Here is a 25,194-nt window from a genome sequence, read left to right as displayed (position 1 = left end):
ATGCCCGAGGACCCCCCTGCGAGAGGACGACCGCGCGTTCGCCGCGCCCTACCGTGTGGCAGGTGACCGAGACGACGCACACGCAGACGACACCGCCGGGGGCGGCGGGCCGATGGCACAGCCCCGAGTTGCGGATGGCCGCGGAGGCCCTGCGCGGGCTGCGGCAGGACCTGTTCCACGACGCCTTCGCCTACCGTCCGCTGCCGCGCGCCGCCGCCGACGGCCCGGTCGGCCGCCGTCTGAAGGGCCGGACGAAGGAGTACGCGGCCCGGGCCCCGCACGCCGCGGTCGCCGCCGCCGGCGGGCTGGCGGCGCTCATCGCCCTCGCGGACAACCACCTCGGCCCGTCGGCCGTGCTGTGCGCGCTGCTGGCCCTGGCGCCGGTCCTGCTGACCCTGGTGCGTCCGGCCGGGGCGTTCTGGGTGTCGCTCGCGGCGACCACGGCCACCGCCCTCGCCGCGAGCGACGTGTGGAGCGCCCGGCCGTGGCTGCCGAGCAGCTTCCTGTCCCATCTGGTGGTGCTGACGGTCGTGGCGCTGCGCACCCGCCCGCGCACCGCGGCCTGGATGTGGGCGCTGACCGCGCTGTACGGCTTCTGGGCCGAGACCGCCTTCGGCTGGAGGCACTACCAGACCGACGTCGCCCCGATGCTGGTCGTCTCCGCCCTGATCCTGCTGGCCGTCACCGTCCGGCACATCCGCCGGCAGGCCCAGCAGGCGGTCACCGCGCAGCAGACGGTGACCGCGGCGGAGCGCTCACGGCGCACCCTGCTGGAGGAGCGCACCACCATCGCCCGCGAACTGCACGACGTCGTCGCCCACCACATGTCGGTGGTCGCCATCCAGGCGGAGGCCGCGCCCTACCGGGTGGAGAACCCGCCGCCGGAGCTGGAGAAGGCGTTCGCCACCATCCGGGAGAACGCGGTGGCGGCCCTGACCGAGCTGCGCCGGGTCCTCGGCGTCGTCCGCGCGGAGGACTACGCCGCCCCGGACGCCCCGCAGCCCACCCTCGCCGACCTGGACGGTCTGCTCGCCAACGTCCGGGAGGCGGGCCTGGCGGTGGACAAGACGGTGACCGGCGCGGTCCGGGAACTGCCGCAGGGCGTGGAGCTGTCGGCGTACCGGATCGTGCAGGAGGCGCTGAGCAACACGCTGCGGCACGCGCCGGGCGCGGCCGCGCGGGTGGAGATCGGGTACGTCCTCGGCGGCCTGGGGCTGCGCGTCGTCAACGGCCCGCCGCCGTCCCCGCGCCCGGCGAAGGTGTCGCCCGGGGCCGGGCACGGCATCACGGGCATGCGGGAGCGCGTCTCCATGCTGAACGGCGAGATGACGGCGGGCCCCACGGAGGAGGGCGGGTACGAGGTGACGGTGTTCCTGCCGGTGGCCGCGGCGGCGGAGGGCACGGCATGACGATCCGCGTGCTGATCGCGGACGACCAGATGATGGTCCGCGAGGGCTTCTCGGTGCTGCTGAACGCGATGCCGGACATCGAGGTCGTCGGCGAGGCCGTCAACGGCCGGGAGGCGGTGCACCGGGTCCGCGAACTGGCCCCGGACGTCGTCCTGATGGACATCCGCATGCCGGAGCTGAACGGCATCGAGGCCACGCGGGAGATCGTCGCGGCGGACGGCGCGGCGAAGGTGCTGGTCCTGACCACGTTCGACCTGGACGAGTACGTCTACCAGGCGCTGCGCGCGGGCGCGTCCGGCTTCCTGCTGAAGGACGCGTCGGCCCGTCAGCTCGCGGACGGCGTCCGGGTGGTGGCGGCGGGCGAGGCCCTGCTGGCGCCCTCCGTCACCAAGCGGCTGATCACGGAGTTCTCCCGGATGTCCGACGCCCCGCGCTTCCCGCCGACCGTGCGGGCGGCGTACGGCGAGCTGACCGAGCGCGAGACGGAGGTGCTGGTCCTCATCGCCCAGGGCCTGTCGAACGCGGAGATCGCCGGGCGGCTGGTGGTGGCGGAGTCGACGATCAAGACCCATGTGAGCCGGATCCTGGTCAAGCTCGGCCTCAGGGACCGCACCCAGGCCGCGGTCTTCGCCTACGAGGCACGCCTGGTGACACCGGGATAGCGGGCAGCCGGGGGCCGGAGTCCTGGCAGGACGGCGCCCGGCGCGCTAGCGTCCCCGCATGACAGGCTCCGCGGACCTCGCGTTCGACCCCTGGGACCCGGACTTCCTCGCCGACCCCTACCCGGCCTACGCCGAGCTGCGGGCCCGGGGCAGGGCGGTCCGGTACGAGCCGACCGGCCAGTGGCTCGTCCCGCACCACGCGGACGTCTCGGCGCTGCTGCGCGACCGCCGCCTGGGCCGCACCTACCGGCACCGGTTCTCGCACGAGGAGTTCGGCCGCACCCCGCCCCCGCCGGAGCACGAGCCGTTCCACACCCTCAACGACCACGGGATGCTCGACCTGGAGCCGCCGGACCACACCCGGATCCGGCGCCTGGTGTCGAGGGCGTTCACCCCGCGCACGGTGCAGCGGCTGGAGCCGTTCGTGCGCGGGCTGGCGAACGACCTGGTGGCCTCCTTGGTCGACAACGGCGGCGGGGATCTGCTGACCCACGTCGCCGAGCCGCTGCCGGTCGCGGTGATCGCCGAGACGCTGGGCGTCCCCGAGGCGGACCGGGACCGGCTGCGGCCCTGGTCGGCGGACATCTGCGGGATGTACGAGCTGAACCCGTCCGAGGAGACGGCGGCGCGGGCGGTACGGGCGTCCGCGGAGTTCTCCGACTACCTCAGGGAGCTGATCGCCGTGCGCCGCGAGGAGCCCGGCGACGACCTGATCTCCGGGCTGATCGCGGCCCACGACCAGGGCGACCGGCTCACCGAGCAGGAGATGGTCTCCACGGCGGCGCTCCTGCTGAACGCCGGCCACGAGGCGACGGTCAACGCCACGGTGAACGGCTGGTGGGCGCTGTTCCGCCACCCCTCCCAGCTGGCGGCCCTGCGCGCCGACCACTCCCTCGTCCCGTCCGCGGTCGAGGAGCTGCTGCGCCACGACACCCCGCTGCAGCTGTTCGAACGCTGGGTCCTGGACGACATCGAGATCGGCGGCACGACGATCCCCAGGGGCTCGGAGGTCGCCCTGCTCTTCGGCTCCGCCAACCACGACCCGGCCGTCTTCGCCGACCCCGGCCGCCTGGACCTCGCCCGCGGGGACAACCCCCACCTCTCCTTCGGCGCGGGCGTCCACTACTGCATCGGCGCCCCGCTGGCCCGCCTCGAACTGGCGGCCTCCTTGACCGCCCTGCTGGAGAGGGCCCCGACCCTGGCCCTGGCGGCGGAGCCGCGGCGCAAGCCGAACTTCGTCATCCGGGGGCTGCGGGAGCTGCGGGTCGAGGTGAGGTGAGCCCCCGGCCGGCCCTCAGGCGGCCAGGTCCCGCCGCCTGAGCCCCGCCAGCCCGCCGGCCGCCAGCACCACGGCCAGGCCCAGCAGCACCGGGACCGCCCCCCACTCCGTCCCGCCGCCCGGCAGCTTGGGCAGATGCCCGTACGGGGACAGGTCCAGCACGATCCGCGGCGCGTCCAGGGCCGGCCCGACCCAGCCGATGAGCAGGACGGCCACGGCGACGCCCCAGGCGGCCGGCGCCAGTCGCGGCGCGACCCCGTACAGCAGCAGGGTCAGCCCGCCGATCACCCACACCGCCGGCAGCTGCACCAGGCAGGCCGCCATGAGCGGGGCCGCCTTCCCGCCGTAGCCGACGGCGAGGCCCGCACCCGCCAGCAGCATGATCAGGGCCGAGCCGCCGAAGGCGACCGCCAGGTGGCCCGCGGCCCAGCGGAGCCGGCCGACCGGGCACGCCAGCACCGGTTCGGCCCGGCCCGAGGTCTCCTCGCCGTGCAGGCGCAACACCGAGGCCACCACGTACAGGGCCGCGATCACACCGAGCATGCCGGCCATCGAGGCGAGGAACGCGTCCGTGACGCCGCTCTGCCCGCCCATCCGCTCGAAGATCCTCCGCGCGTCGTCGTTGCCGCGGACCACGTCCGCCGCGCCGTCCGTGAGCCCGCCGTAGACGAGTCCGGCGAGGAGGAAGCCGATCGACCAGCCGAGCAGGCTGCCGCGCTGCAGCCGCCAGGCCAGCGCGCCCGCCGTGCCGAGGCGCCCGGCGCCGGGTCCGGGCCTGGCGGGCAGCAGGCTCATGCCGACGTCCCGGCGCCCGGTGAGGGCGTAGGCCACCGCGCCCTGCGCGAGCGCGGCCGCCGCGAACAGCAGCAGCACCCACCAGCGTTCGCCCGCGAAGGGGCGCACGTTCTCCAGCCAGCCCAGCGGCGACAGCCACGTCAGCGGCGACGAGCCGCCCCCGGCGCCGGCAGCCCCGGAGCCGCCCGCGTCCGCGGTCGAGTCGCCGGCCGCGCGCAGCACGAACGCCGCGGCGAGGACCGCCGCCGTCAGGCCCCGGGCGAGGCGGGCGCTCTCCGTCAGCTGGACGGCGATCGCCGCCGCCGTCGCGAAGACCATGCCGACGCCCGCCAGGCCGAGGCCGAACGCCAGCGCGCCCTGCGCTCCCTGCGCGGCCAGGCCGGCCGTGACCAGCAGCGCCAGGACGGCGTCGGCGGCGGCCGCCGCCAGCAGCGCGGCCGTCAGGGGGGCCCGGCGGCCCACCGCGCCCGACGCCACCAGCTCCTGCCGGCCGCTCTCCTCCTCGTCCCGGGTGTGGCGCACGACGACGAGCAGGCTGGTCACGGCGGCGAGCGCGGCGGCGTAGACGCCCACGCGCCAGGCGGTCAGCGCGCCGATCGAGGTGTCGAAGACCGGTCCGATCAGCGCCCGCAGCGAGGCGTTCGTCTGCAGGTGGCGGACCAGGTCCGCGCGTTCGGCCGCGGTGCCGTACAGGTTGCGCAGCGTGCCCGGCATGGCGAGGACCATGAGCGCGTTGACGCCGACGAGCACCGGGAGCAGCATCCGGTCACGGCGCAGGGCGAAGCGGAGCAGGACGGCGGTGCCGGCCAGCGGGCTGGAGCGGACCGGTGCGGGTGCCGGGGGCGCGGTCATCGTGCCACCTCGGCGCCGTCGTGCCGGTAGTGCCGCAGGAACAGTTCCTCCAGCGTCGGCGGGGTCGACGTGAGCGAGCGGATGCCGCGGTCGCCGAGCGCGCGCAGGACGCCGTCGAGCCGGTCGGTGTCGACCTGCAGCCGGACTCGGCGCCCCTGGACGTCGAGGTCGTGCACACCGGGCAGGCGGCCCAGCCCGTCGGGCGGCGAGGCCAGTTCCGCGGTGACGCTGGTCCGGGTCAGATGGCGCAGCTCGGCCAGGGAGCCGCTCTCCACCGTGCGGCCCTTGCGGACGATGCTGACCCGGTCGCACAGCTGCTCCACCTCGCCGAGGATGTGCGAGGAGAGCAGGACGGTGCGGCCGCGCTCGCGCTCCTCGCGCACGCAGCGCCGGAAGACCTCCTCCATCAGCGGGTCGAGGCCCGAGGTCGGCTCGTCCAGGATCAGCAGGTCCACGTCGGAGGCGAACGCGGCGACCAGGGCGACCTTCTGCCGGTTGCCCTTGGAGTAGGCGCGGCCCTTCTTGGTGGGGTCCAGCTCGAAGCGGTCGATCAGCTCGGTGCGCCGCCGCGGGTCGAGTCCGCCGCGCAGCCGGCCGTAGAGGTCGATGACCTCGCCGCCGGAGAGGTTGCGCCACAGGGTGACGTCACCGGGGACGTAGGCGATCCGGCGGTGCACCTCCACCGCCTCCCGCCAGGGGTCGCGGCCCAGCACCTGCGCGGCGCCCGCGTCGGCGCGCAGCAGGCCGAGCAGCACCCGCAGGGTGGTCGACTTGCCGGCGCCGTTGGGGCCGAGGAAGCCGTGCACCTCCCCCGTCTCGACATCGAGGTCGAGGCCGTCCAGCGCACGGGTGCGGCCGAAGGACTTGTGCAGTCCCGAGACCGTGATGGCTTTCGTCATGCTTCAGAAGCTACGCTTCCTTCAGAAGTTTGTGAAGTTAAGGAATGCGGTGAAGCGCGGATAGGCTGGTGGCATGACGGAGCCGAGCGCGCAGAGTACGCAGCGGGACCCGGAGTCGGTCTCGCGGTTCGTGGAGCACTTCGCGGCCCAGCTCGTCGAGGCGGGCATGCCGCGGATGCCGTCCCGTGTCTTCGCCGCGCTGCTCGCCTCCGACACCGGCACGCTGACCGCGGCGCAACTGGGCGGGCTGCTGCGGATCAGCCCCGCGGCCGTCTCCGGCGCCGTGCGCTATCTCGCCCAGGTCCACCTGGTCTCGCGGGAACGGGAACCGGGCTCGCGCCGGGAGCGGTACCGGGTGCACAGCGACCAGTGGTACGAGGTGCTCACCAACCGCGAGGCGATCATCAAGCGCTGGGAGGACGCGCTGCGGGAAGGCGTGGTGAGCCTCGGGGCCGACACCCCGGCGGGCCGCCGGCTCGCCGAGACGCTGGCCTTCTTCGAGTTCATCGAGCAGGACGTGGCCGGGATGATGGAGCGCTGGCGCGCCCACCGCGAGCGCATCCTGGGCGACTGACCCACTCCGGCACCGGCGCCCGGGCCCGGCCCAGCGTGTCGGGCTCCCGGCTCACCGTGTCCGGGCTCCGGCTCACCGTGCCGGGCTCCCGGCTCACGGCGTCCGGGCTCCCGGCCCAGGGCGTCCAGGCTCCGGTTCACCGTGTCCGGGCCCCGGCTGACCGTGTCGGGCTCCCGGCCCACGGCGTCCGGGTTCCCGGTTCCGGGTTCCCGGCCCACGGCGTCCGGGCTCCCGGCCCAGGGCGTCCAGGCTCCGGCTCACCGTGTCCGGGCCCCGGCCCAGCGTGTCGGGCTCCCGGCCCAGGGCGTCCGGGTTCCCGGCCCAGGGCGTCCGGGTTCCCGGCTCACCGTGTCCGGGCTCCCGGCTGACCGTGTCGGGTTCCCGGCTCACCGTGTCTGGGCTCCCGGCTCACCGTGTCCGGGTCCCGGCTGACCGTGTCGGGTTCCCGGTCCAGGGCGTCCCGGCTCCCGGCTCACCGTGTCCGGGCCCCGGCTCACCGTGCCGGGCTCCCGGCCTAGGGCGTCCAGGCTCCGGTTCACCGTGTCCGGGCCCCGGCTCACCGTGCCGGGCTCCCGGCTCTGGGCGTCCGGGTTCCCGGCTCACCGTGTCCGGGCTCCCGGCCCAGGGCACGGGCCCCGGCTCACCGTGTCCGGGTCCCGGCTCACCGTGCCGGCGGGCGGTGCGGGCGGCCGGGCGGAGGCTCACGGCGGTCAGGGACGCACCGGCCGCCCGGCGGGGGAGACGGCGCAGGGGGACGAAGCCGGTCGGCGGGGGACGGCGGAGGCGAGGGAACGGGCCGGCGGCGCCGTGCGGATCACCCGCCGGTGGGCGCGGTGGGCAGGGTGAGGGCCCAGGCGGCCTCCCGCACCCGCCAGGTCCGTCTGCGTACCGGCCCGGACACCGTCGCGTCCGCCCGGTACCGGAAGTCCGCGCCGGTCACCGTCACCGTCCGGCCGGCGGCCAGCAGGGGGGCCGCCGCCGCGCCCACCGACAGCGGCCGCACCTCCACCTCGGCCACGCCGGAGGAGCCCGGGGTCACCGAGACGGCCTCGACGGGCTGGTCCAGGTCCACGACCGTCTCCCCGTCGACCTCCACCCGCAGCCGCGCCGGCCCCGGGGAGGGCGGCGCGGCGGGCCGGGGCGGGCGCGGGGCCAGGGTGCGGACCAGGGAGCGGTACCAGGGCCCGCCCGGGGACAGCGCCAGCGGCTCGGCCGCCCCCGCCGGCACCGGCGGTATGCCCAGCGCGCCCAGCACCACCCCGTCGCTGTCGTCCACCAGGAGGTCCAGGCGCCGCGCGGTCCCCTCCAGCACCGCCCGCGCCGCCGCCACCGTCCCGCCGGGCACCCCGAGCGACTCGGCCAGCGCGGTCTGACCCACCGGCACCACCGACAGCGCGCACCCGGTCAGATCCCGCTGCCGGTGCAGCAGGGCGACGGCCCGCGCCAGCGCCCGGTCGCCGCCGATCACGACCGGCCGCCGGGAGCCCCTCCGGCCGAGCGCGCGGGCGAATTCCGCCGGCCCGTCCGGCAGGCAGACCTTGGTCGCCGCACCCGCGCTGAGCACGTCTTTCGCGATGCGTACGGACTCCCCGTCCGTCTGCCGTGCCGCCGGATCGATGATCACCAGCAGCTGATCGGACGTCGCGGAAGTCGCCACCTCGGTCCTGCCTCGCTTCCTCGGGTAGCATCTTTGTGCAAGAGCCCCTTGCGCTATTGCGCCAGGGGCTTCGTCTATTCCGGGGCATCCGGTCCGACGGTTGTGCGACCAACGGCGGTCGCTGTGGCACGCGGCGGTGAACCTTACGCCCACGCCCCCGACCTTGGACATGCCCCGCCCGGAAGGGGTGTACGCGCGTGCCCGCACTTGTGCTGCTCGGTGCTCAGTGGGGTGACGAAGGCAAGGGAAAGGCGACGGATCTCCTCGGTGGTTCCGTCGATTACGTGGTGCGTTATCAGGGCGGCAACAACGCCGGCCACACGGTGGTCGTCGGCGACCAGAAGTACGCACTCCACCTCCTCCCTTCCGGAATCCTGTCGCCCGGCTGTACGCCGGTCATCGGCAACGGTGTCGTCGTCGACCCGTCGGTCCTGCTCTCCGAGCTGAGCGGTCTGAACGAGCGTGGCGTCGACACGTCCAAGCTCCTGATCAGTGGTAACGCGCACATCATCACGCCGTACAACGTGACCGTCGACAAGGTGACGGAACGCTTCCTCGGCAAGCGCAAGATCGGTACGACCGGCCGCGGCATCGGCCCGACCTACGCCGACAAGATCAACCGCGTGGGCATCCGGGTCCAGGACCTGTACGACGAGTCGATCCTCACCCAGAAGGTCGAGGCGGCGCTCGACGTCAAGAACCAGATCCTGACCAAGCTGTACAACCGGCGCGCGATCGCCGTGAACCAGGTGGTCGAGGAACTGCTGGGCTACGCCGAGCAGATCGAGCCGTACGTCGCCGACACCGTGCTGGTCCTCAACCAGGCGCTCGAGGACGACAAGGTGGTCCTGTTCGAGGGCGGCCAGGGCACCCTCCTGGACATCGACCACGGCACGTATCCCTTCGTCACGTCCTCGAACCCCACCGCGGGCGGCGCCTGCACCGGCGCCGGCGTGGGCCCGACGAAGATCAGCCGGGTCATCGGCATCCTGAAGGCCTACACCACCCGGGTCGGCGCGGGCCCGTTCCCGACGGAACTCCACGACGAGGACGGCGAGGCGCTGCGCCGCATCGGCGGCGAGCGGGGCGTCACCACCGGCCGTGACCGCCGCTGCGGCTGGTTCGACGCGGTCATCGCCCGCTACGCGACCCGGGTCAACGGCCTGACCGACTTCTTCCTCACCAAGCTGGACGTGCTGACCGGCTGGGAGCGGATCCCGGTCTGCGTGGCGTACGAGATCGACGGCAAGCGGGTCGAGGAACTGCCGTACTCGCAGACCGACTTCCACCACGCCAAGCCGATCTACGAGACGCTGCCCGGCTGGTCCGAGGACATCAGCAAGGCGAAGTCCTTCTCGGACCTGCCGAAGAACGCGCAGAACTACGTCAAGGCGCTGGAGGAGATGTCCGGCGCCCCGATCTCCGCGATCGGCGTGGGCCCGGGCCGCGACGAGACGATCGAGATCAACTCGTTCCTGTAGGCATCCCGCGGGGGCGCCCGCCGGTCCGCCCCTCGGGGTGGCCGGCGGGCGCTTCCGCGTGGTGCGCGGTGCACAATCGAGGTATGAGCGCGCACCGGGACGCACGGTGCCGGGGACCGTACGGCGGTGAGGGGCACCAGGCCGACGGCACGGACTGCTCCGACCCCGCCGTCTTCGAGGTCGCCCGCCACGGCAGGCCCTCGCTGCCCGTGTGCCCCGTGCACCTCGGGCCCGCGCTCCTGATGGCCTCCCGGATCCTGTGGCCCCCGGTGATCCGACTCATCGCCCGCCCGACCACTCCGACCGCCCCCGGTCCCCACGCGCGCTGACACCGGTCAGGGGGGCCGGAGCCCGGGAATCTGACGGGATGGCGGTGCGGAGACCCGCCCGGCCGTCCCGCCCTCCGGGGTGCCGACCGGGCTGGGGAGGCGCCCACTGTGCGACGGTGTCGTGTCTCTCCACTGGGCCACCTTCCAGTTGCCCGTCCACCTGGACGACTAGGTGATCGCCATGAGCTCGCCCGCGTGAAGGTGTCCGGCCACGGCCCCGATCACTGGCGGCTGCTGAGCCGGGCGTTGCCCGAGTGCCGACACGTCGAGGCAGAGCTGGACGAGCTGGGGCGGCACGTCTGGAAGGGCGACCTTTGAGCCTGGGCCGTACCCGTCGTGAATGACGGCCTCTTCCGACGAGCCCCTGCGTTCGCCGGGGCGCGTCGTGGGGACCCTTGGAGGACGGCGCGCCCGAGGGCTTCCGCTGTCCCGGCTCAGCTCGCGCTCATCCCTCGTTCCGGCCACTGTGCCCGCTCGTCGTACACGGCGTTGATCTTCCGGGACGCCTTGAGGAAGGTGTGGTCGAGGTCGCCGTCGTCCGGCTGGGCCGTCCGCGTGTACGTGTTCATGGTCAGGATCCGCGTCATCGTTGTGGGATCCTCACCGAAGGCGTAGCGGATGACCGCCCCGTCCTCGGACTCCTTCTTGAAGTAGACGAGGGACGCCATCACCACTCACCTTCGAAGTCCTCCCGCTTGTTTCAGCGGCACCCTGCTCTGCCGGTTGCAGGTTTCGTTGGCCACCCGATGGGCTTCCTGGTAGGTGGCTCCCGGGTGATCGCGCAGATAGCCGAGCTCGGTCAGCTCGTGTCCAGTAGCACGGATCTCCTCCTGATTCTCTGGCCAAGGAACGCGCCGTCGTCAGCTGAAGACGATCATCGAGCCCTGGGCCAGGGAGCGGGTCGCGGCCGCGTGCAGGCCCAGCCAGACGTGGCGTTCGCGGGCGAAGGGGCTGGGGTCGAAGGGCGCGGGGACGGCGGGTTCCTCCAGCTCCGTGGGGGCCGTGGGCGGAGCGGGGGGAGCCGGGGGGTTCGCCGGGTCGATGCCGATCGTCGGGGCGACGTACTGCAGTTCCCGCAGCAGCGTCTGGGAGGAACCCAACGGCCCGCCGCCCGCGAGCAGTTCCTCGTTCGACAGCGGGTGCGGGAAGTCCACCGGGACGTACGCGCCCGCGTGGTCGTAGTGCCAGACCAGGTGGGACTGCTGGGCCGTGGACTCGAACATCTCCAGCAACTGCTCGTAGTCGCCGCCGAGTTCGTCCACCGGGGTCACCGGCAGGCCGCACACCTGCAGTAGGTAGGCGCGGCGCAGGAAGTGCAGGGCGTCGTAGTCGAAGCCGGCGACCGGGGCGACGTCGCCGGACAGGCCCGGCATGTACTGGTACACCGGCACGGGCGGCAGGCCGGCCGCGGCCAACGCGTTGTTGTACTGCGCGAGTTCCTCGGCGAAGGGGTTGTCCGGGGTGTGGCACAACACGTCCACGAGCGGTACCAGCCACAGGTCACAGGCCAAAAGAGGGCTCCTCGCATCGGCAGGCGCGTGGTCACGCACGGCAGCAGGCGGTCGGGTGGGGGACAGGGGGTCGGGTGAGGGTCGGGCGGTCGGACGGTGATCGGGTGGTCAGGGAAGGGTAGTCGGTGCGGCCCCGCATCGGCTCCCCGTGCGGGCCGTACCGGTCACCTACCCGTTGGTCAGGTGTTCCAGCAGGGCCAGCGCGTGCGCGTTCGCGGCGGCGACGATCGCGCGGGCGGCCTCGGCCTCGCGGCGGGCCAGCGCGTCGACCAGCTCGGTGTGCCCGGCCCAGAGCCGGCCCCGCAGGTCGGGCAGGCGCAGCAGGTGCTGCACCGCGCAGACCCAGGACTGGACGCGCAGGCGGTGCAGGAAGTCGGCGAGGTAGGGGTTGCCGAACAGGACGCTCAGCTCGCGCCAGAACCGCAGGTCGTAGCCGATCAGGACCGGGAGGTCGCCGGCGGTGGCGGCCCGCTGGGCCTCCTCGCCGCGGCGGCGCACGGTGGTGAGGGCCGCGGCGGTGCGCGGGTCCTCGGGCGGGGTGCCGAAGGCGGGGTGGCTCGGGGTGAGGGCCCGGAACATGCCGTCGGTGACCAGGCCGCGGGCCTCGATCATGTTCCGGAAGTCGGCGAGCGAGTACTCGGGCACGCGGAAGCCGCGGTGCTGGTCGGACTCCACGATGCCCTGGGCGGACAGGTCGACCAGCGCCTCGCGGACGGGGGTGGCGGAGACGCCGTACTGGTCGGCGATCTCCCGGACGGTGAACGCCCGCCCCGGCCGCAGCCGGCCCCCCAGCACCTCGTCACGGAGCGCGTCCGCGATCTGCTGGCGCAGGGTGCTGCGTGTCACGGCGCCGGTGCCGGGCATGTCCGTGCCTCTCCTCACACGTCCGGTGACGTACTCGTACGCACGCGCGATGCACACGCGTTCACATCTCTTACGAGCACGTCACCTTACGCGTTCGGACCGGTCCGGCGGCAGGCATGATCCGGTTACCGGCCGTCACCGCCGCGTGGTCACTCCGTGTACGCGTCGGCCGCGGTCAGTGCGGCGTCGAGCGCGGCGAGGCCCTCCTTCAGCTCGGCCTCGGTCGCGTTGCAGGGCGGGACCACGTGGGTGCGGTTCATGTTCACGAAGGGCCACAGGCCGTGCCGCTTGGCGGCGGCCGTGAACGCGGCCATCGGAGCGTTGGCCTCGCCCACCGCGTTGTACGGCACCAGCGGCTCCCGGGTCTCCCGGTTCTTCACCAGTTCCAGCGCCCAGAACATGCCGACACCGCGCACCTCGCCGACGCTCGGGTGCCGTGCGGCCAGCTCGGCGAGGCCGGGGCCGACGACCGTCTCCCCGAGCCGCCGGGCGTTGTCCACCACGCCCTCCTCCGCCATCACGCCGATCGTGGCGACGGCGGCGGCGCAGGCCAGCGGGTGGCCGGAGTAGGTGAGGCCGCCGGGGTAGGGGCGCGTGCCGAAGGTCTCGGCGATCCGCGGCGAGATGGCCACGCCGCCGAGCGGGACGTAGCCGGAGTTCACGCCCTTGGCGAAGGTCATCAGGTCGGGCACGACGCCGAACAGGTCCGCCGCGAACCACTCCCCGGTCCGGCCGAACCCGGCCATGACCTCGTCCAGCACGAAGACGATGCCGTACTTGTCGCACAGCTCGCGCACCCCGGCCAGGTAGCCGGGCGGCGGGACCATGATCCCGGCCGTGCCGGGAACGGTCTCCAGGACGATCGCGGCGATGGTCCCGGGGCCCTCGAAGGCGATCGTCGTCTCCAGGTGCTCCAGGGCGCGCGCGGTCTCCTGCTCCTCGGTCTCGGCGTAGAAGCGGGAGCGGTAGAGGAACGGCGCCCAGAAGTGCACGACTCCGGCGCTGCCGCTGTCGGAGGGCCAGCGGCGCGGGTCGCCGGTGATGTTGACGGCCTGCTGGGTGCCGCCGTGGTAGGAGCGGTAGGCCGCGAGCACCTTGGGGCGGCCCGTGTGCAGCCGGGCCATGCGCACCGCGTGCTCGACGGCGTCCGCGCCGCCGTTGGTGAAGAAGATCTTGTCCAGGTCGCCGGGGGTCCGCTCGGCGATCAGCCGGGCCGCCTCCGAACGCGCCTCGACGGCGAACGCGGGCGCGAACGTCGTCATCTTCGCGGCCTGCTCCTGGATCGCCGCGACGACCTTGGGGTGCTGGTAGCCGATGTTGGTGAAGACGAGCCCGCTGGTGAAGTCCAGGTACCGCCTGCCGTCGTAGTCCCAGAAGTACGACCCCTCGGCGCCGGCGACGGCGAGCGGGTCGATGAGGTCCTGCGCGGACCAGGAGTGGAAGACGTGCGCACGGTCGGCGGCCTTCACTGCGGCGCCGGCTTCGGGGCTGGGCTGTGGGGTCATGCGGGCGAGGGTAGAGGCCGGCGGTGCGCCAGGGACATCGGCGTCCTGTTCCGTGGACGGGGGGAATCCGCGACAGGTTGTCGACGCCCTGGCCCGCCGACCGTTGACAGCCTGCCGTCCTCGCGTCAGCGTGCTGTGGACGGTGCCGCCGATGCAGCCGTCGGCCGCCCGGGGCGCCCGGGTCGCCCGCGGGCCGAGGAGCGCCGAGGAGGACACCATGAGCCGCAGGCCCGTACACCTCGCCGTCTACGACAGCCTCGCCGACTGGGAGACGGGGCACACGACCGCCCACCTCGCCCGCGCCGGGCACCGCGTCCTGACGGTCGGGCCCACCACCGAGCCGGTCCTCAGCATCGGCGGACTGCGCATCCGGCCCGACCTCGCGCTCGCCGGGCTGCGCCCCGAGGACAGCTCCCTGCTGGTGCTGCCGGGCGCCGACCTCTGGGACACCTCCGACGACCTCGCGCCCTTCGCCCGCGCGGCCCGCGCCTTCCTCGACGCCGGCGTCCCCGTCGCCGCGATCTGCGGCGCCACCGCCGGGCTCGCCCGCGAGGGCCTGCTCGACGACCGCGCCCACACCAGCGCCGCCCCCTCCTATCTGGCGGCCACCGGCTACGCGGGCGGGGCCCGCTACGTCGACGCCGACGCCGTGACCGACGGCGACCTGATCACCGCCGGGCCCACCGAGCCCGTGGCGTTCGCCCGCGAGGTCCTGCGGCGCCTCGGGGTGTACGACGGGGAGACCCTGGACGCCTGGTACCGGCTGTTCCACGACTCCGACGCCGAGGCCTACGCCGTCCTGCGCGCGGCCTCCGCCCGGTGAGCGCCGGGCACCGGGAACTGCTTGGCGCGCTCGGGTGTTCCGGCTGAACGGCCGGTTCCCGTCCCTCGCCGGGGACCGGCCCGGCCGGCCGGGCTCACCGCCGCCTCGGTGGCAGGTGCTCGGGGCCGTGCCGCACGCGCCGCTGCCCGTGGCGGCGTCGCGCGGGCCATGGGCATCACCCGGCGGAGCGTGCAGCGCACCGCGGTCCCGCTGGGGGAGCGGGACCTCACCGAGGCGACACGGCTGCTTCAACTGCTTCAACGGCTCCCGGCGGTCGCGGACGACCTGGGCGCGCCTGTTACGGAACCGTAGACACCGGCCCGCGCCCGCTGTCACGGCCCCGCACTATCCTCGGTCTGTTGCGACCTATGGGGGGAAGGCGGCGCGGGGATGGAGAAGCTGGGACCGGGGGATCCGGTGGGGGTGCCCCCGGGCGGTCGGCTCAGGGGGAGCAGCGGGGCGTACCGGCTGGTGGCCCGGCTCGGCGCGGGCGGCATGGGGCATGTGTACCTGGCCCGGTCGGACCGCGGGCGCACCGTCGCCGTGAAGCTCGTCCGCGAGGAGTTCGCCGAGCAGGAGGAGTTCCGGGCGCGCTTCCGGCAGGAGGTGCAGGCCGCGCGGCGGGTCGGCGGACACTGGACCGCGCCCGTGCTCGACGCGGACACCGAGGCGGCCGTGCCGTGGGTGGCCACCGGGTACGTGGCCGGGCCGAGCCTGCAGCAGGTGGTCGGGCACGACCACGGCGCACTGCCCGAGCGGTCGGTGCGCATCCTGGCGGCGGGCCTCGCGCACGCGCTGAAGGACATCCACGCGGCGGGGATCGTGCACCGCGACCTCAAGCCGTCGAACGTGCTCGTCACGATCGACGGCCCGCGCGTCATCGACTTCGGGATCGCGCGGGCGCTGGAGACGACGTCCGCCGGCGGGGAGGGGCTGACCCGGACCGGGTCGCTCGTCGGGTCCCCCGGATTCATGGCGCCCGAGCAGGTGCGCGGGGACCGGATCACGCCGGCGTGCGACGTGTTCTGCCTCGGGTCCGTGCTGGCGTACGCGGCGACCGGGGCCATGCCCTTCGGCACCGCCAACACGGGCGTGCACGCGCTGATGTTCCGGATCGCCCAGGAGGAGCCGGACCTGTCGGGGGTGCCGGAGGGCATCGCCGACCTGGTGCGGGACTGCCTGCGCAAGGAGCCGGGGGCGCGGCCCACGCTGGACGCCGTCCTGGAGCGGACCGGGGCGGAGGACACCGTGGCCGGGGGGCGCTCGCTGGACCCCTGGCTGCCGGGTTCGCTGGTGGCGCAGCTGGGGCGGCACGCCGTGCGGTTGCTGGAGGTGGAGAACCCCGAGGGGGGCGCGGAGGGCGCCGGAGGCGCGGCGACCCCTCCGGACTCCGGCGCCGGTGCGCCGGGGGAGGGTTCCGGAGCGGGGCTCCCTGCGGCCCCGCCCGCACCGGCTGCACATCCGGCTCTCGCGGCACCGGCGGCACAGGCGTCACCAGCGGCACAGGCATCACCGGCGGCCCCCACGTCACCTGCGGCACCGGCGGCCCGGCAGCCCGCGCCGGCCGCGCCCGGCGCCGCCGGTGGCTCCGGCGGGGCGCCGGCGGGGCCCCCGGGCGCGGGCGCCCGGGGCGGATCGCCCGAGCACGCCGCCGTGTCCGACGGGGCTGCCGTACCCGCCCCGCCCGGCGGGTCCGCGCCGGCCGGCCATCTGCCTCCCGCGGCCTCTGCCCGGCCTCCGCAGCACGGCGCGCCGCAGACGCCCCCCGGTTTCGGCTCCGTGCCCGGGCCCTACGGGGCGCCGCATCCGCAGCAGCACCCCCAGCCCGCCGCCTACGCGTACCCGCAGCAGCACGGCGCCGGGGCCTGGGGCGGGCCGCAGCCGCCGTACAACCCCTACGCCGGAGGGCTCGGTCCCACCCCGCCGTACGGGCCGCCGGCCGCCGGCGCGCCCGCGGAGCCGGAGCGGCGCAACGGGCGGTCCACCGCGCTGCTCGTCGTGATCGCACTGGTCGTCGCGCTGGGCGCGGGCGGCTCGGTGTACGCGCTGATGAAGAACGGCGCCGGTACCGACGACGAGGGCGGCGGCACGATCGGTGCCGCGCCCACCGTCTCCGCCCGGCCCCCCGTCACCTCCGGGGCGCCCACGCCGGTCCCCTCGACGCCCACCGCGTCCGCCTCCGCGCAGGGGGCGGTCCCGGACGCCTACCTGGGCACCTGGCGGACGACCATCGAGAACGCCGCCGGCACCAACACCCGGGAACTCACCATCCGGCAGGGCGAGGTGGGCGACACCGTGCTGACGCTGGTCGCGGACGGGCCCAGCGACGGCGGCGGGACGTACCACTGCGTCTTCGAGGCCGCGCTCGCCGCGGAGCCCAGCGGCAGCGGCCCGCTGCGGATCGGGCCGTCCACGGTCAGCACCGGCCGGCCCGCCTCCTCCTGCACGCCGGGCGAGCCCACCGAGGTCACCCTGCTGCCGGACGGGCGGCTGAAGCGGGCGAAGGCCGGCGGCGGGGAGAGCCTGACGTACGACAAGGAGTGACGTACGACGGAGCACGGCGTACGACCCGAAGCGGCGGGGCGGCGGGGCCGGCCGTGCCCCTTCCCGCGCCTCGCCGACCTGGTCAGCGGGGTTCCGGGGGTCGCTGCCTGGGCATGTTCGGGCGGTTGCCGTTCGCCGGCGGCAGGGGGAATCGGCCCCCCGCGGCGCCGGCCTCCTGCCGGGGGGCCGACGCCACGGCCGTCTGGATGCCCAGCGGGACCGCGCCGGTCCGGAACTCGACCATCCAGTCGGTCGTCTCCGTGCGCACCAGCTCGGTGACGTCCTCGCAGAAGCGCCGCAGCACCGACAGGCACCGCTCCGCCGCCTCGCTGGCCGTGCCCTCCGCCGGCCCCAGCACCTCCCGCACGCACTCCGACGCCCAGTCGAACTGGAGGGCCTGCAGCCGCCGGTGCACCGCCTGGGCGGTGGCCACGTCCCTCATCCAGCCGGACGTCACCCCGTAGAACCGGTCGACGCCGACGCAGGAGGCCGCGAAGAGCAGGGCCAGACAGCCCCAGGGCGCGACCGGGCCGGCCGCCCCGGTCAGGTCCAGCAGGGGCAGCGCCGCCCCGGCCACCGCCCCGGCCGCCGCCCCGGCCCGCAGCACCCGCGCCCCGCGCCGCTTCCACACCCGGTCCCGCAGGTACCAGGCGGTGGTCTCCAGCGCCCGGCGCTCCACCCACCGGTACAGCTCGTCCAGCCGTTCGGCGGGCTCCGCCCAGTCCCCGAGCGGGAAGGCGCGCCCGGTCAGATCGCCCGGCCGCAGCCCGGCCGCACCCTCGCCCCGCCCGTCCTGAGGCGGACCCTCGGGCTGCATCTCCGGCTGACCCACCCGGCAACTCCCTACTGATCACGAACGGTCACGTCGCGTGACAGTCCATGCCGACGCGCGGCCCTCTTCCTACCGCCCAATGGGTGGCGGAGACGGGTCTTTCCCGGCTTTTCCGCTCGTAAGAGGGCCTTGATCAGGTATAGGACTTCCGCTGTTCTCACTCGAAAGAGTGGCGCGGCGAGGGCCGCGTGGACCACGTAGGCTCGTTCACGACGGAAGAAGGACGACGCAGTGGACGACGCAGCGGACGACGCAGCGGACGACTCGGAAGGACGACGGAGCGGGACGGCGCGGACAGTCGTCCGGCAGCCGTCGCACAGTCGTCGAAGACAGTCGTCGAAGACAGTCGTCGCAGCAGACAGCGAGGAGCCGATCGTGATCCCCGGTGGCCAGCCCAACATGCAGCAGTTGCTCCAGCAGGCCCAGAAGATGCAGCAGGACCTGCAGCGGGCCCAGGAGGAACTGGCGAACACGGAGGTCGACGGACAGGCGGGCGGCGGCCTGGTGAAGGCCACCGTGACCGGCGCCGGTGAGCTGCGCGCGCTGCGGATCGACCCGAAGGCGGTGGACCCGGAGGACACCGAGACCCTCGCCGACCTGATCGTGGCGGCCGTGCAGGCGGCCAACGAGAACGCGCAGGCGCTGCAGCAGCAGAAGCTCGGCCCGCTGGCGCAGGGCCTGGGCGGCGGCAGCGGCATCCCGGGTCTGCCGTTCTGACCCACCGCCTTCCACGCGAAGGCGGGGGCCGACTACCGTACGTACCGAAAGGTCTCCAGGAAAGGCAGTCCGTTGTACGAAGGCGTGGTCCAGGACCTCATCGACGAGCTGGGGCGGCTGCCCGGCGTCGGTCCCAAGAGCGCGCAGCGGATCGCCTTCCACATCCTCCAGGCCGAGCCCACGGACGTGAAGCGGCTCGCGCAGGCGCTCCTGGAAGTGAAGGCGAAGGTCCGCTTCTGCGCGACGTGCGGCAACGTCGCGCAGGAGGAGCTGTGCGCCATCTGCCGTGACGCGCGCCGCGACCCCGCCGTCATCTGCGTGGTGGAGGAGCCCAAGGACGTCGTCGCCATCGAGCGCACCCGTGAGTTCCGCGGCCGCTACCACGTGCTCGGGGGCGCGATCAGCCCCATCGAGGGAGTGGGCCCGGACGACCTGCGGATCCGGGAACTCCTCGCGCGGCTGGCCGACGGGACGGTCACGGAGCTGATCCTGGCCACGGACCCCAATCTGGAGGGCGAGGCCACGGCGACGTACCTCGCCCGCATGATCAAACCCATGGGCCTGAAGGTCACCCGCCTGGCCAGCGGCCTCCCGGTGGGCGGCGACCTGGAATACGCGGACGAGGTGACCCTCGGCCGCGCCTTCGAGGGGAGACGACTCCTAGATGTCTGACGCCACGCTGCACGCCTCGACGCGCAACCCGGACGACTTCGCGGTCCAGATCGCGGACCAGGTCGAGAGCTTCCTGGTGGCCGTCACCGAGGTGGCCAAGGGCGACGAGCCCGAATCGGCGGTCCCCTTCCTCCTGCTCGAGGTCTCCCAGCTCCTGCTGGCCGGCGGCCGGCTGGGCGCCCACGAGGACATCGTCCCCGACGAGCGCTACGAGCCCGACCCGGGCCCGGAACCGGACGTGGACGAGCTCCGCGAGAACTTCGCGCGCCTGCTGGACCCCGTCGACGTCTACTCCGAGGTCTTCGACCCGTACGAGCCCCGCAAGGCGCCGGTGCCCGCCCGGATCTCCGACGACCTCGCCGACATCATCACCGACCTGCGGCACGGCATGGTCCACTACCGCGCGGGCCGCGTCACCGAGGCGCTGTGGTGGTGGCAGTTCTCGTACTTCTCCAACTGGGGCCCGACGGCCTCCGCGGTGCTGCGCGCCCTGCAGTCCGTGCTCATCCACGTCCGGCTGAACCAGCCCCTGGAGGAGCTGGACGGCCTGGACACCGACCAGGCGGACATCGGCGACGACACGCTGGAGTTCGAGGCGGGCCGGGTGATGGCCCAGGAGATCGGCGGCCGGCTGGGGATCCGGCAGGGGCAGTAGCCCCCGGTCCCCGGCCCCCGGCCTCCCGTCCGGTGTCTCACCATGCGGGAGCAGGGTGGTCGAATTCGGACGCTCGTTAGACTGAGCCGACACCAACGAACCGAGCGAGGAGCGCACGTGGGCCTTGTCGTGCAGAAGTACGGAGGTTCCTCCGTAGCCGATGCCGAAGGCATCAAGCGCGTCGCCAAGCGGATCGTGGAAGCGAAGAAGAACGGCAACCAGGTTGTCGTCGTCGTTTCCGCGATGGGCGACACGACGGACGAGCTGATCGATCTCGCCGAGCAGGTCTCTCCCATGCCTGCCGGGCGGGAGTTCGACATGCTGCTGACCGCCGGAGAGCGGATCTCCATGGCCCTGCTGGCGATGGCGATCAAGAACCTGGGCCACGAGGCCCAGTCGTTCACCGGCAGCCAGGCCGGCGTCATCACCGACTCGGTCCACAACAAAGCCCGGATCATCGACGTCACGCCGGGCCGGATCCGCACCGCGCTGGACGAGGGCAACATCGCCATCGTGGCCGGCTTCCAGGGCGTCAGCGCCGACAAGAAGGACATCACCACGCTGGGCCGCGGCGGGTCCGACACGACGGCCGTGGCGCTGGCCGCCGCCCTCGACGCCGAGGTCTGCGAGATCTACACCGACGTCGACGGCGTGTTCACCGCCGACCCGCGCGTGGTGAAGAAGGCCCGGAAGATCGACTGGATCTCCTTCGAGGACATGCTGGAGCTCGCGGCCTCCGGCTCCAAGGTGCTGCTCCACCGCTGCGTGGAGTACGCCCGCCGCTACAACATCCCGATCCACGTCCGGTCCAGCTTCAGCGGACTGCAGGGCACGTGGGTCAGCAGTGAGCCGATTGGGGACAAGAAGGTGGAGCAGGCCATCATCTCCGGTGTCGCGCACGACACCTCCGAGGCCAAGATCACGGTCGTCGGCGTGCCGGACAAGCCGGGTGAGGCGGCCGCGATCTTCCGGACCATCGCCGACGCCGAGATCAACATCGACATGGTGGTGCAGAACGTGTCCGCCGCCTCCACGGGGCTGACGGACATCTCCTTCACGCTGCCCAAGACCGAGGGCCGCAAGGCCATCGACGCGCTGGAGAAGAACAAGTCGGGCATCGGCTTCGACTCGCTGCGCTACGACGACCAGATCGGCAAGATCTCCCTGGTCGGCGCCGGCATGAAGACCAACCCGGGCGTCACCGCCGCGTTCTTCGAGGCGCTCAGCGACGCCGGGGTCAACATCGAGCTGATCTCGACCTCCGAGATCCGCATCTCGGTCGTCACCCGCGCCGACGACGTGGCGGAGGCCGTCCGCGCCGTGCACACCGCCTTCGGGCTCGACTCCGACACCGACGAGGCCGTGGTCTACGGCGGCACCGGCCGATGACCGCCTCGCCGTACGCAGGCGCCTGCCGATGACCGGGAAGCCGACGCTCGCGGTCGTGGGAGCGACCGGAGCCGTCGGCGCGGTCACGCTCCAGATCCTGTCCCAGCGCAAGGACGTCTGGGGTGAGATCCGTCTGATCGCCTCCCCGCGCTCGGCCGGCCGCAAGCTGACCGTGCGCGGCGAGGAGGTCGAGGTGGCGGCCCTGACGGAGGACGCCTTCGCCGGCGCCGACGTCGCGCTGTTCCACGTGCCGGAGGAGGTCGCCGCCGCCTGGGCGCCCGTCGCCGCCGCGCGCGGCGCGGTCGTCGTCGACGGCTCCGGCGCCTTCCGGACGGACCCGGACGTGCCGCTGGTCGTGCCCGAGGTCAACGCGCACGCGGTGCGGTCCCGGCCGCGCGGGATCGCCGCCGCCCCCGGCTGCACGACCCTGACGATGATCGTCGCCCTGGGCGCGCTGCACGCCGAGTTCGGGCTGCGCGAGCTGGTCGTGTCGTCGTACCAGGCGGTGAGCGACGCCGGGCGGGCCGGCGTGGAGGCGCTGAGGGCCCAGCTGTCCCTGGTGGCCGGCACCGGACTGGGCGCCGCACCCGGGGACGTGCGCCGGGCCGTCGGGGACGACACCGGGCCCTTCCCGGAACCGGTCGCGCTCAACGTCGTCCCCTGGGCCGGTTCGCTGCGCGAGGACGGCTGGTCGTCCGACGAGATGAGGGTCCGCGACGAGACCCGGAGGATCCTCGGCCTGCCGGCGCTGCCGGTCGCCGTGACCTGCGTCCGGGTGCCGGTGCTCACCACGCACTCGCTCACCGTCCACGCCCGCTTCCAGCGCGAGGTCCACGTCGACGGCGCCCGCGAGATCCTCGCCACCGCGCCGGGCGTGGTGCTGTGCGACGATCCGGCGGCCGGCGAGTTCCCCACCCCCGCCGACGTGGTGGGCACCGACCCGACCTGGGTCGGCCGGGTGCGGCGGGCCCTGGACGATCCGGCCGCGCTCGAACTCTTCGTGTGCGGCGACAACCTGCGCAAGGGCTCCGCGCTGAACTCCGTGCAGATCGCGGAGCTGATCGCCGGCACCCCGCGGACGTGATCCCTTTGTAGGATCCATGCAAGAAGTGTCGCCGGGAGCAAGGTCCGAACCGCTTGAACCGTCCCTCTTGGCAGCAGAGGATTTCCCTCCCCGCCTTCCGCAACCGTACGGAGGGCGGGGAGCGTCTTTGCGGTCACCCTTGCGGGGCCTGGGGACGTGATGATCCTGGCGTGGGGACGCCGTGATCGGGGCGTGGGGACGCCCGTTCAAATGGGACATGAGGGAAGAGCGGGACGCATGACGGGACTTGAGGCACCGTCGGTTGTCGCACATGTGACGTCCGGCACGTACAACCCCCGAGGGGGGAAACGTGTCCAACTGGCGTGGCAGAGGTATTCGAACTCAGTGTGGCCCGCGGCGGTTCCGCCCTGCGGCCGCCCCGCGCGGCGCTCCGGCCGCGTACTCCCGGCGGCATGCCGGTGATCGCGCCGATGCCCGCAGCGCGGCCCGCCCGCATACCCGGCCAGCGTGACGGCGCCGAGGAGGGGGCGGGCGCCGTGCCGGCCGAGGCCGCCGGCACGACCGTCGACCACCTCACCGAGACCTACCGGGCGCACTACCGCTCGCTGCTCGGCCTCGCCGCTCTCCTCCTCGACGACACCGCCTCCTGCGAGGACGTCGTCCAGGAGGCCTTCATACGCGTCCACTCGGCCCGCAAGCGGGTCCGCGACCCCGAGAAGACCCTCGCCTACCTGCGGCAGACGGTCGTCAACCTCTCCCGCTCCACGCTGCGCCGGCGCATCCTCGGCCTGAAGCTGCTCGCCAAGCCGATGCCCGACATGGCGAGCGCGGAAGAGGGCGCCTACGACCAGCTGGAGCGCCGCGACCTCATCAAGGCGATGAAGGGCCTGCAGCGCCGCCAGCGCGAGGTCCTCGTGCTGCGGTACTTCGCCGACATGACCGAGGCGCAGGTCGCCGAGAGCCTCGGCATATCCCTCGGCTCGGTGAAGGCGTACGGCTCGCGGGGCATCGCCGCGCTGCGGGTGGCCATGGAGACGCCGGCATGAGCGAGCGCCCCCGGGGAGGGGACTCCCCCGAACGTCACGAGCCCGGCGCCCGGCGCGAGCCGGCCGAACGCCCCGGGCAGGAGCACACGCAACCGCACGCTGGGAACGGAACTGTGAACCACGGCCCCGACGACAAGGGCCCCGAGCGGCTCGGCCCGGACCTCGACGGGCTCGACGGGCTCGGCGCCGGCGAACTGGACCTGCGCCGGCTGCTGCACTCGGCGGTCGACGGCCTCGAACCGCGCTCCGGCGCCCTCGACCACCTGCGCCGGGCCGTGCCCGCGCGGCGCGCCCGCAAGCGCCAGGCCATGGTCGGCATGGCCGCGGCCGCCCTGTTCCTCGGCACCGCGGTCCCCGCCCTCGTGCACGTCTCCCACGCCGGGAGCGCCGACCCCGACACCGCCATCGCCGGCCAGAGCTCCCAGGCCCACGGCGGCACCGGCCGGGCCGAGGACAAGGACGCCGGCCAGGGCGGCGCGAAGGACTCCGACGGCGCGAAGGCCGAGCCCGGCGAGAAACCCGGCAGGCACCACGAGAAGGGCGAGGACCGCGGCAGCGGCGGCTCCACCGTCGACTCCGGCCGCTCCGTACCGCCGGCCGCGGGGAACCCGCCGTGCACGGCGGCCCAGCTGGGCTCCGCCACCGGAACCGCCGGCGCCCCCGACACCGCCGGGGTCGTCTACGGCAGCTTCCGCGTCACCAACACCTCCGGCACCGCCTGCACGGTCGCCGGCCCGGGCAGCGTCACACCGGCGGCCCAGGGCGCCGCCGACCCGGCCAGGATCGCCGGGGCCCGGCACACGGCCGGGGACGCGGCGACCGCCCTGCCCGACCCGTCCCAGGAGGTCGCCTCGCTGGTCCTGCAGCCCGGCACGGCGTACGAGGAGCGGTTCGCCTTCGTGCCCTCGGAGGCCTGTCCCACCGGCGGCGGCGACCCGGGCGGCTCCGAGACCGGCGCCCCCTCGCCCGACCCGACGCCGTCCCAGGACGCCGGCGCCTCCGGCGGTACGACCGACACCGGCGGCACCGGCACGGAGGGCGCCACCACCCAGCTCGGCTCCGAGGACGGCCCGGCCGACGGCAGCGTCGCCATCACCCACACGGCACAGCCCGGCTCCCCCTCGGCCACCGCGGTGGTGCCCGGCGCCTGCGCGGGCACGGTCTACTACACCGGCATCCTCCCCGCCTCCTGACACGGCACCCGGTACGCCCCCGCCCCACGGCCGCTGTCCCCACCCAGGGGCGCGGGGAACGGCGCGCCCAGTCGAACCGGACCCGCACCCGACAACGTGCCGCACCCCGGCCCCCAACTCCGGCCGCCCGCGGCACCGACGCCCGCTGTCCCCACCCAGGGGCGCGGGGAACTGCGCGCCCAGCCGAACCGAACCCGCACCCGACCACGTGCCGCACCCCGGCCCCCAACTCCGGTCACCCGCGAAGCCGACGCCCGCTGTCCCCACCCAGGGGCGCGGGGAACTGCGCGCCCAGCCGAACCGAGCCCGCACCTGACCACGTGCCGCGCCCCGGCCCCCAACTCCGGTCACCCGCGAAGCCGACGCCCGCTGTCCCCACCCAGGGGCGCGGGGAACTGCGCGCCCAGCCGAAACGAACCCGCACCTGACCACGTGCCGCGCCCAGCCGAAACGAACCCGCA

At 74.1% G+C, this 25,194-nt stretch carries 23 protein-coding genes; 15 read left to right on the top strand and 8 right to left on the bottom strand.

The genetic code is table 11. From position 1 onward, the window contains the following. Positions 1–62: 62 nt before the first annotated feature. Genes ABZ261_RS24290 through ABZ261_RS24280 form a run of 3 tightly spaced genes read left to right on the top strand, consistent with a single transcriptional unit; the run spans position 63 to position 3,350 of the window. On the top strand, positions 63–1,409 hold the full coding sequence (locus ABZ261_RS24290) for a histidine kinase (RefSeq protein WP_356862508.1): 1,347 nt from the start codon (positions 63–65) through the stop codon (positions 1,407–1,409). Next, positions 1,406–2,071 (top strand): response regulator transcription factor, encoded by a 666-nt coding sequence (locus tag ABZ261_RS24285; RefSeq protein WP_356862506.1) that lies wholly within the window; start codon positions 1,406–1,408, stop codon positions 2,069–2,071. The genes ABZ261_RS24290 and ABZ261_RS24285 overlap by 4 nt, the downstream gene beginning before the upstream one ends. Positions 2,072–2,129: 58 nt before the next feature. Continuing rightward, positions 2,130–3,350: a cytochrome P450 gene (locus ABZ261_RS24280; protein ID WP_356862504.1), complete on the top strand. Its 1,221-nt coding sequence runs from the start codon at positions 2,130–2,132 to the stop codon at positions 3,348–3,350. Between the two features lie 15 nt (positions 3,351–3,365). On the opposite strand, the gene ABZ261_RS24275 is transcribed toward ABZ261_RS24280, so the two are convergent. Beyond that, entirely contained in the window at positions 3,366–4,997 is a 1,632-nt protein-coding gene (locus tag ABZ261_RS24275) for an ABC transporter permease (protein ID WP_356862502.1), read from the bottom strand. Next, positions 4,994–5,896 (bottom strand): ABC transporter ATP-binding protein, encoded by a 903-nt coding sequence (locus ABZ261_RS24270; RefSeq protein ID WP_356862500.1) that lies wholly within the window; start codon positions 5,894–5,896, stop codon positions 4,994–4,996. Before ABZ261_RS24270 ends, ABZ261_RS24275 begins: the two co-directional genes overlap by 4 nt. A 73-nt stretch (positions 5,897–5,969) precedes the next feature. On the opposite strand from ABZ261_RS24270, the gene ABZ261_RS24265 reads away from it, so the two are divergent. Next, a complete protein-coding gene (locus tag ABZ261_RS24265; RefSeq protein WP_356862498.1) occupies positions 5,970–6,470 on the top strand; it encodes a MarR family transcriptional regulator in 501 nt (166 codons plus the stop codon). A gap of 814 nt (positions 6,471–7,284) precedes the next feature. Here the strand turns inward: ABZ261_RS24265 and ABZ261_RS24260 are convergent. Continuing rightward, on the bottom strand, positions 7,285–8,127 hold the full coding sequence (locus ABZ261_RS24260) for a diacylglycerol kinase family protein (RefSeq protein ID WP_356862496.1): 843 nt from the start codon (positions 8,125–8,127) through the stop codon (positions 7,285–7,287). A 197-nt stretch (positions 8,128–8,324) separates the two neighbouring features. Here ABZ261_RS24260 and ABZ261_RS24255 point away from each other — a divergent pair, with 197 nt between their 5' ends. Continuing rightward, positions 8,325–9,608 (top strand): adenylosuccinate synthase, encoded by a 1,284-nt coding sequence (locus ABZ261_RS24255; RefSeq protein ID WP_356862494.1) that lies wholly within the window; start codon positions 8,325–8,327, stop codon positions 9,606–9,608. An 83-nt stretch (positions 9,609–9,691) separates the two neighbouring features. Then, entirely contained in the window at positions 9,692–9,937 is a 246-nt protein-coding gene (locus ABZ261_RS24250; RefSeq protein ID WP_356862492.1) for a hypothetical protein, read from the top strand. Between the two features lie 434 nt (positions 9,938–10,371). Here the strand turns inward: ABZ261_RS24250 and ABZ261_RS24245 are convergent, their stop codons facing one another. The 4 genes from ABZ261_RS24245 to ABZ261_RS24230 all read right to left on the bottom strand — a co-directional run bounded on the left by ABZ261_RS24245 (position 10,372) and on the right by ABZ261_RS24230 (position 13,817). Beyond that, positions 10,372–10,605 carry a hypothetical protein gene (locus tag ABZ261_RS24245; protein ID WP_356862490.1) on the bottom strand — a complete coding sequence of 78 codons (234 nt, stop codon included), beginning with the start codon at positions 10,603–10,605 and terminating at the stop codon, positions 10,372–10,374. 192 nt (positions 10,606–10,797) lie between these two features. Further along, positions 10,798–11,448 (bottom strand): hypothetical protein, encoded by a 651-nt coding sequence (locus ABZ261_RS24240; RefSeq protein ID WP_356862488.1) that lies wholly within the window; start codon positions 11,446–11,448, stop codon positions 10,798–10,800. A gap of 168 nt (positions 11,449–11,616) precedes the next feature. Beyond that, positions 11,617–12,312 carry a GntR family transcriptional regulator gene (locus ABZ261_RS24235; protein WP_356862486.1) on the bottom strand — a complete coding sequence of 232 codons (696 nt, stop codon included), beginning with the start codon at positions 12,310–12,312 and terminating at the stop codon, positions 11,617–11,619. Between the two features lie 149 nt (positions 12,313–12,461). Continuing rightward, entirely contained in the window at positions 12,462–13,817 is a 1,356-nt protein-coding gene (locus tag ABZ261_RS24230; protein WP_356862484.1) for an aspartate aminotransferase family protein, read from the bottom strand. 217 nt (positions 13,818–14,034) lie between these two features. Between ABZ261_RS24230 and ABZ261_RS24225 the strand changes: the two genes are divergently transcribed. Together ABZ261_RS24225 and ABZ261_RS24220 are read left to right on the top strand one after the other, a co-directional pair. Further along, complete coding sequence (locus ABZ261_RS24225; protein WP_356862482.1) at positions 14,035–14,640, top strand: DJ-1/PfpI family protein; 606 nt, start codon at positions 14,035–14,037, stop codon at positions 14,638–14,640. Positions 14,641–15,030: 390 nt separating this feature from the next. Beyond that, positions 15,031–17,184 carry a protein kinase gene (locus tag ABZ261_RS24220; RefSeq protein WP_356862480.1) on the top strand — a complete coding sequence of 718 codons (2,154 nt, stop codon included), beginning with the start codon at positions 15,031–15,033 and terminating at the stop codon, positions 17,182–17,184. An 82-nt stretch (positions 17,185–17,266) separates the two neighbouring features. On the opposite strand, the gene ABZ261_RS24215 is transcribed toward ABZ261_RS24220, so the two are convergent. Next, entirely contained in the window at positions 17,267–18,016 is a 750-nt protein-coding gene (locus ABZ261_RS24215) for an SLATT domain-containing protein (RefSeq protein ID WP_356862478.1), read from the bottom strand. Between the two features lie 375 nt (positions 18,017–18,391). Here ABZ261_RS24215 and ABZ261_RS24210 point away from each other — a divergent pair, with 375 nt between their 5' ends. The 7 genes from ABZ261_RS24210 to ABZ261_RS24180 all read left to right on the top strand — a co-directional run bounded on the left by ABZ261_RS24210 (position 18,392) and on the right by ABZ261_RS24180 (position 24,733). Then, a complete protein-coding gene (locus ABZ261_RS24210; RefSeq protein ID WP_356862476.1) occupies positions 18,392–18,733 on the top strand; it encodes a YbaB/EbfC family nucleoid-associated protein in 342 nt (113 codons plus the stop codon). A 72-nt stretch (positions 18,734–18,805) separates the two neighbouring features. Beyond that, complete coding sequence (recR, locus tag ABZ261_RS24205) at positions 18,806–19,405, top strand: recombination mediator RecR (protein ID WP_356862474.1); 600 nt, start codon at positions 18,806–18,808, stop codon at positions 19,403–19,405. Further along, positions 19,398–20,060, top strand: coding sequence for a DUF5063 domain-containing protein (locus ABZ261_RS24200; protein ID WP_356862472.1), 663 nt, complete (start codon positions 19,398–19,400; stop codon positions 20,058–20,060). The genes recR and ABZ261_RS24200 overlap by 8 nt, the downstream gene beginning before the upstream one ends. A gap of 117 nt (positions 20,061–20,177) precedes the next feature. Next, entirely contained in the window at positions 20,178–21,449 is a 1,272-nt protein-coding gene (locus ABZ261_RS24195; protein WP_356862470.1) for an aspartate kinase, read from the top strand. Positions 21,450–21,477: 28 nt separating this feature from the next. Beyond that, positions 21,478–22,533 carry an aspartate-semialdehyde dehydrogenase gene (locus tag ABZ261_RS24190; protein WP_356862468.1) on the top strand — a complete coding sequence of 352 codons (1,056 nt, stop codon included), beginning with the start codon at positions 21,478–21,480 and terminating at the stop codon, positions 22,531–22,533. Between the two features lie 323 nt (positions 22,534–22,856). Next, positions 22,857–23,540, top strand: coding sequence for a SigE family RNA polymerase sigma factor (locus ABZ261_RS24185; RefSeq protein WP_356862466.1), 684 nt, complete (start codon positions 22,857–22,859; stop codon positions 23,538–23,540). A gap of 113 nt (positions 23,541–23,653) precedes the next feature. Beyond that, positions 23,654–24,733: a hypothetical protein gene (locus tag ABZ261_RS24180; protein ID WP_356862464.1), complete on the top strand. Its 1,080-nt coding sequence runs from the start codon at positions 23,654–23,656 to the stop codon at positions 24,731–24,733. Positions 24,734–25,194: the final 461 nt, after the last annotated feature.

The sequence above is a fragment of the Streptomyces sp. NPDC006193 genome, assembly GCF_040613915.1.
GTDB lineage: Bacteria > Actinomycetota > Actinomycetes > Streptomycetales > Streptomycetaceae > Streptomyces.
This window is presented reverse-complemented; position numbering and strand designations above follow the sequence as displayed.

Excerpts from the sequence above, each read along its gene's own strand:
- ABZ261_RS24280 (WP_356862504.1), top strand. The coding sequence starts at position 2,130 with ATGACAGGCTCCGCGGACCTCGCGTTCGACCCCTGGGACCCGGACTTC.
- ABZ261_RS24235 (WP_356862486.1), bottom strand. The coding sequence starts at position 12,312 with ATGCCCGGCACCGGCGCCGTGACACGCAGCACCCTGCGCCAGCAGATC.
- ABZ261_RS24265 (WP_356862498.1), top strand. The coding sequence starts at position 5,970 with ATGACGGAGCCGAGCGCGCAGAGTACGCAGCGGGACCCGGAGTCGGTC.
- ABZ261_RS24190 (WP_356862468.1), top strand. The coding sequence starts at position 21,478 with ATGACCGGGAAGCCGACGCTCGCGGTCGTGGGAGCGACCGGAGCCGTC.
- ABZ261_RS24225 (WP_356862482.1), top strand. The coding sequence starts at position 14,035 with ATGAGCCGCAGGCCCGTACACCTCGCCGTCTACGACAGCCTCGCCGAC.
- ABZ261_RS24270 (WP_356862500.1), bottom strand. The coding sequence starts at position 5,896 with ATGACGAAAGCCATCACGGTCTCGGGACTGCACAAGTCCTTCGGCCGC.
- ABZ261_RS24285 (WP_356862506.1), top strand. The coding sequence starts at position 1,406 with ATGACGATCCGCGTGCTGATCGCGGACGACCAGATGATGGTCCGCGAG.
- ABZ261_RS24245 (WP_356862490.1), bottom strand. The coding sequence starts at position 10,605 with ATGGCGTCCCTCGTCTACTTCAAGAAGGAGTCCGAGGACGGGGCGGTC.
- ABZ261_RS24275 (WP_356862502.1), bottom strand. The coding sequence starts at position 4,997 with ATGACCGCGCCCCCGGCACCCGCACCGGTCCGCTCCAGCCCGCTGGCC.
- ABZ261_RS24230 (WP_356862484.1), bottom strand. The coding sequence starts at position 13,817 with ATGACCCCACAGCCCAGCCCCGAAGCCGGCGCCGCAGTGAAGGCCGCC.
- ABZ261_RS24200 (WP_356862472.1), top strand. The coding sequence starts at position 19,398 with ATGTCTGACGCCACGCTGCACGCCTCGACGCGCAACCCGGACGACTTC.
- ABZ261_RS24220 (WP_356862480.1), top strand. The coding sequence starts at position 15,031 with ATGGAGAAGCTGGGACCGGGGGATCCGGTGGGGGTGCCCCCGGGCGGT.
- ABZ261_RS24250 (WP_356862492.1), top strand. The coding sequence starts at position 9,692 with ATGAGCGCGCACCGGGACGCACGGTGCCGGGGACCGTACGGCGGTGAG.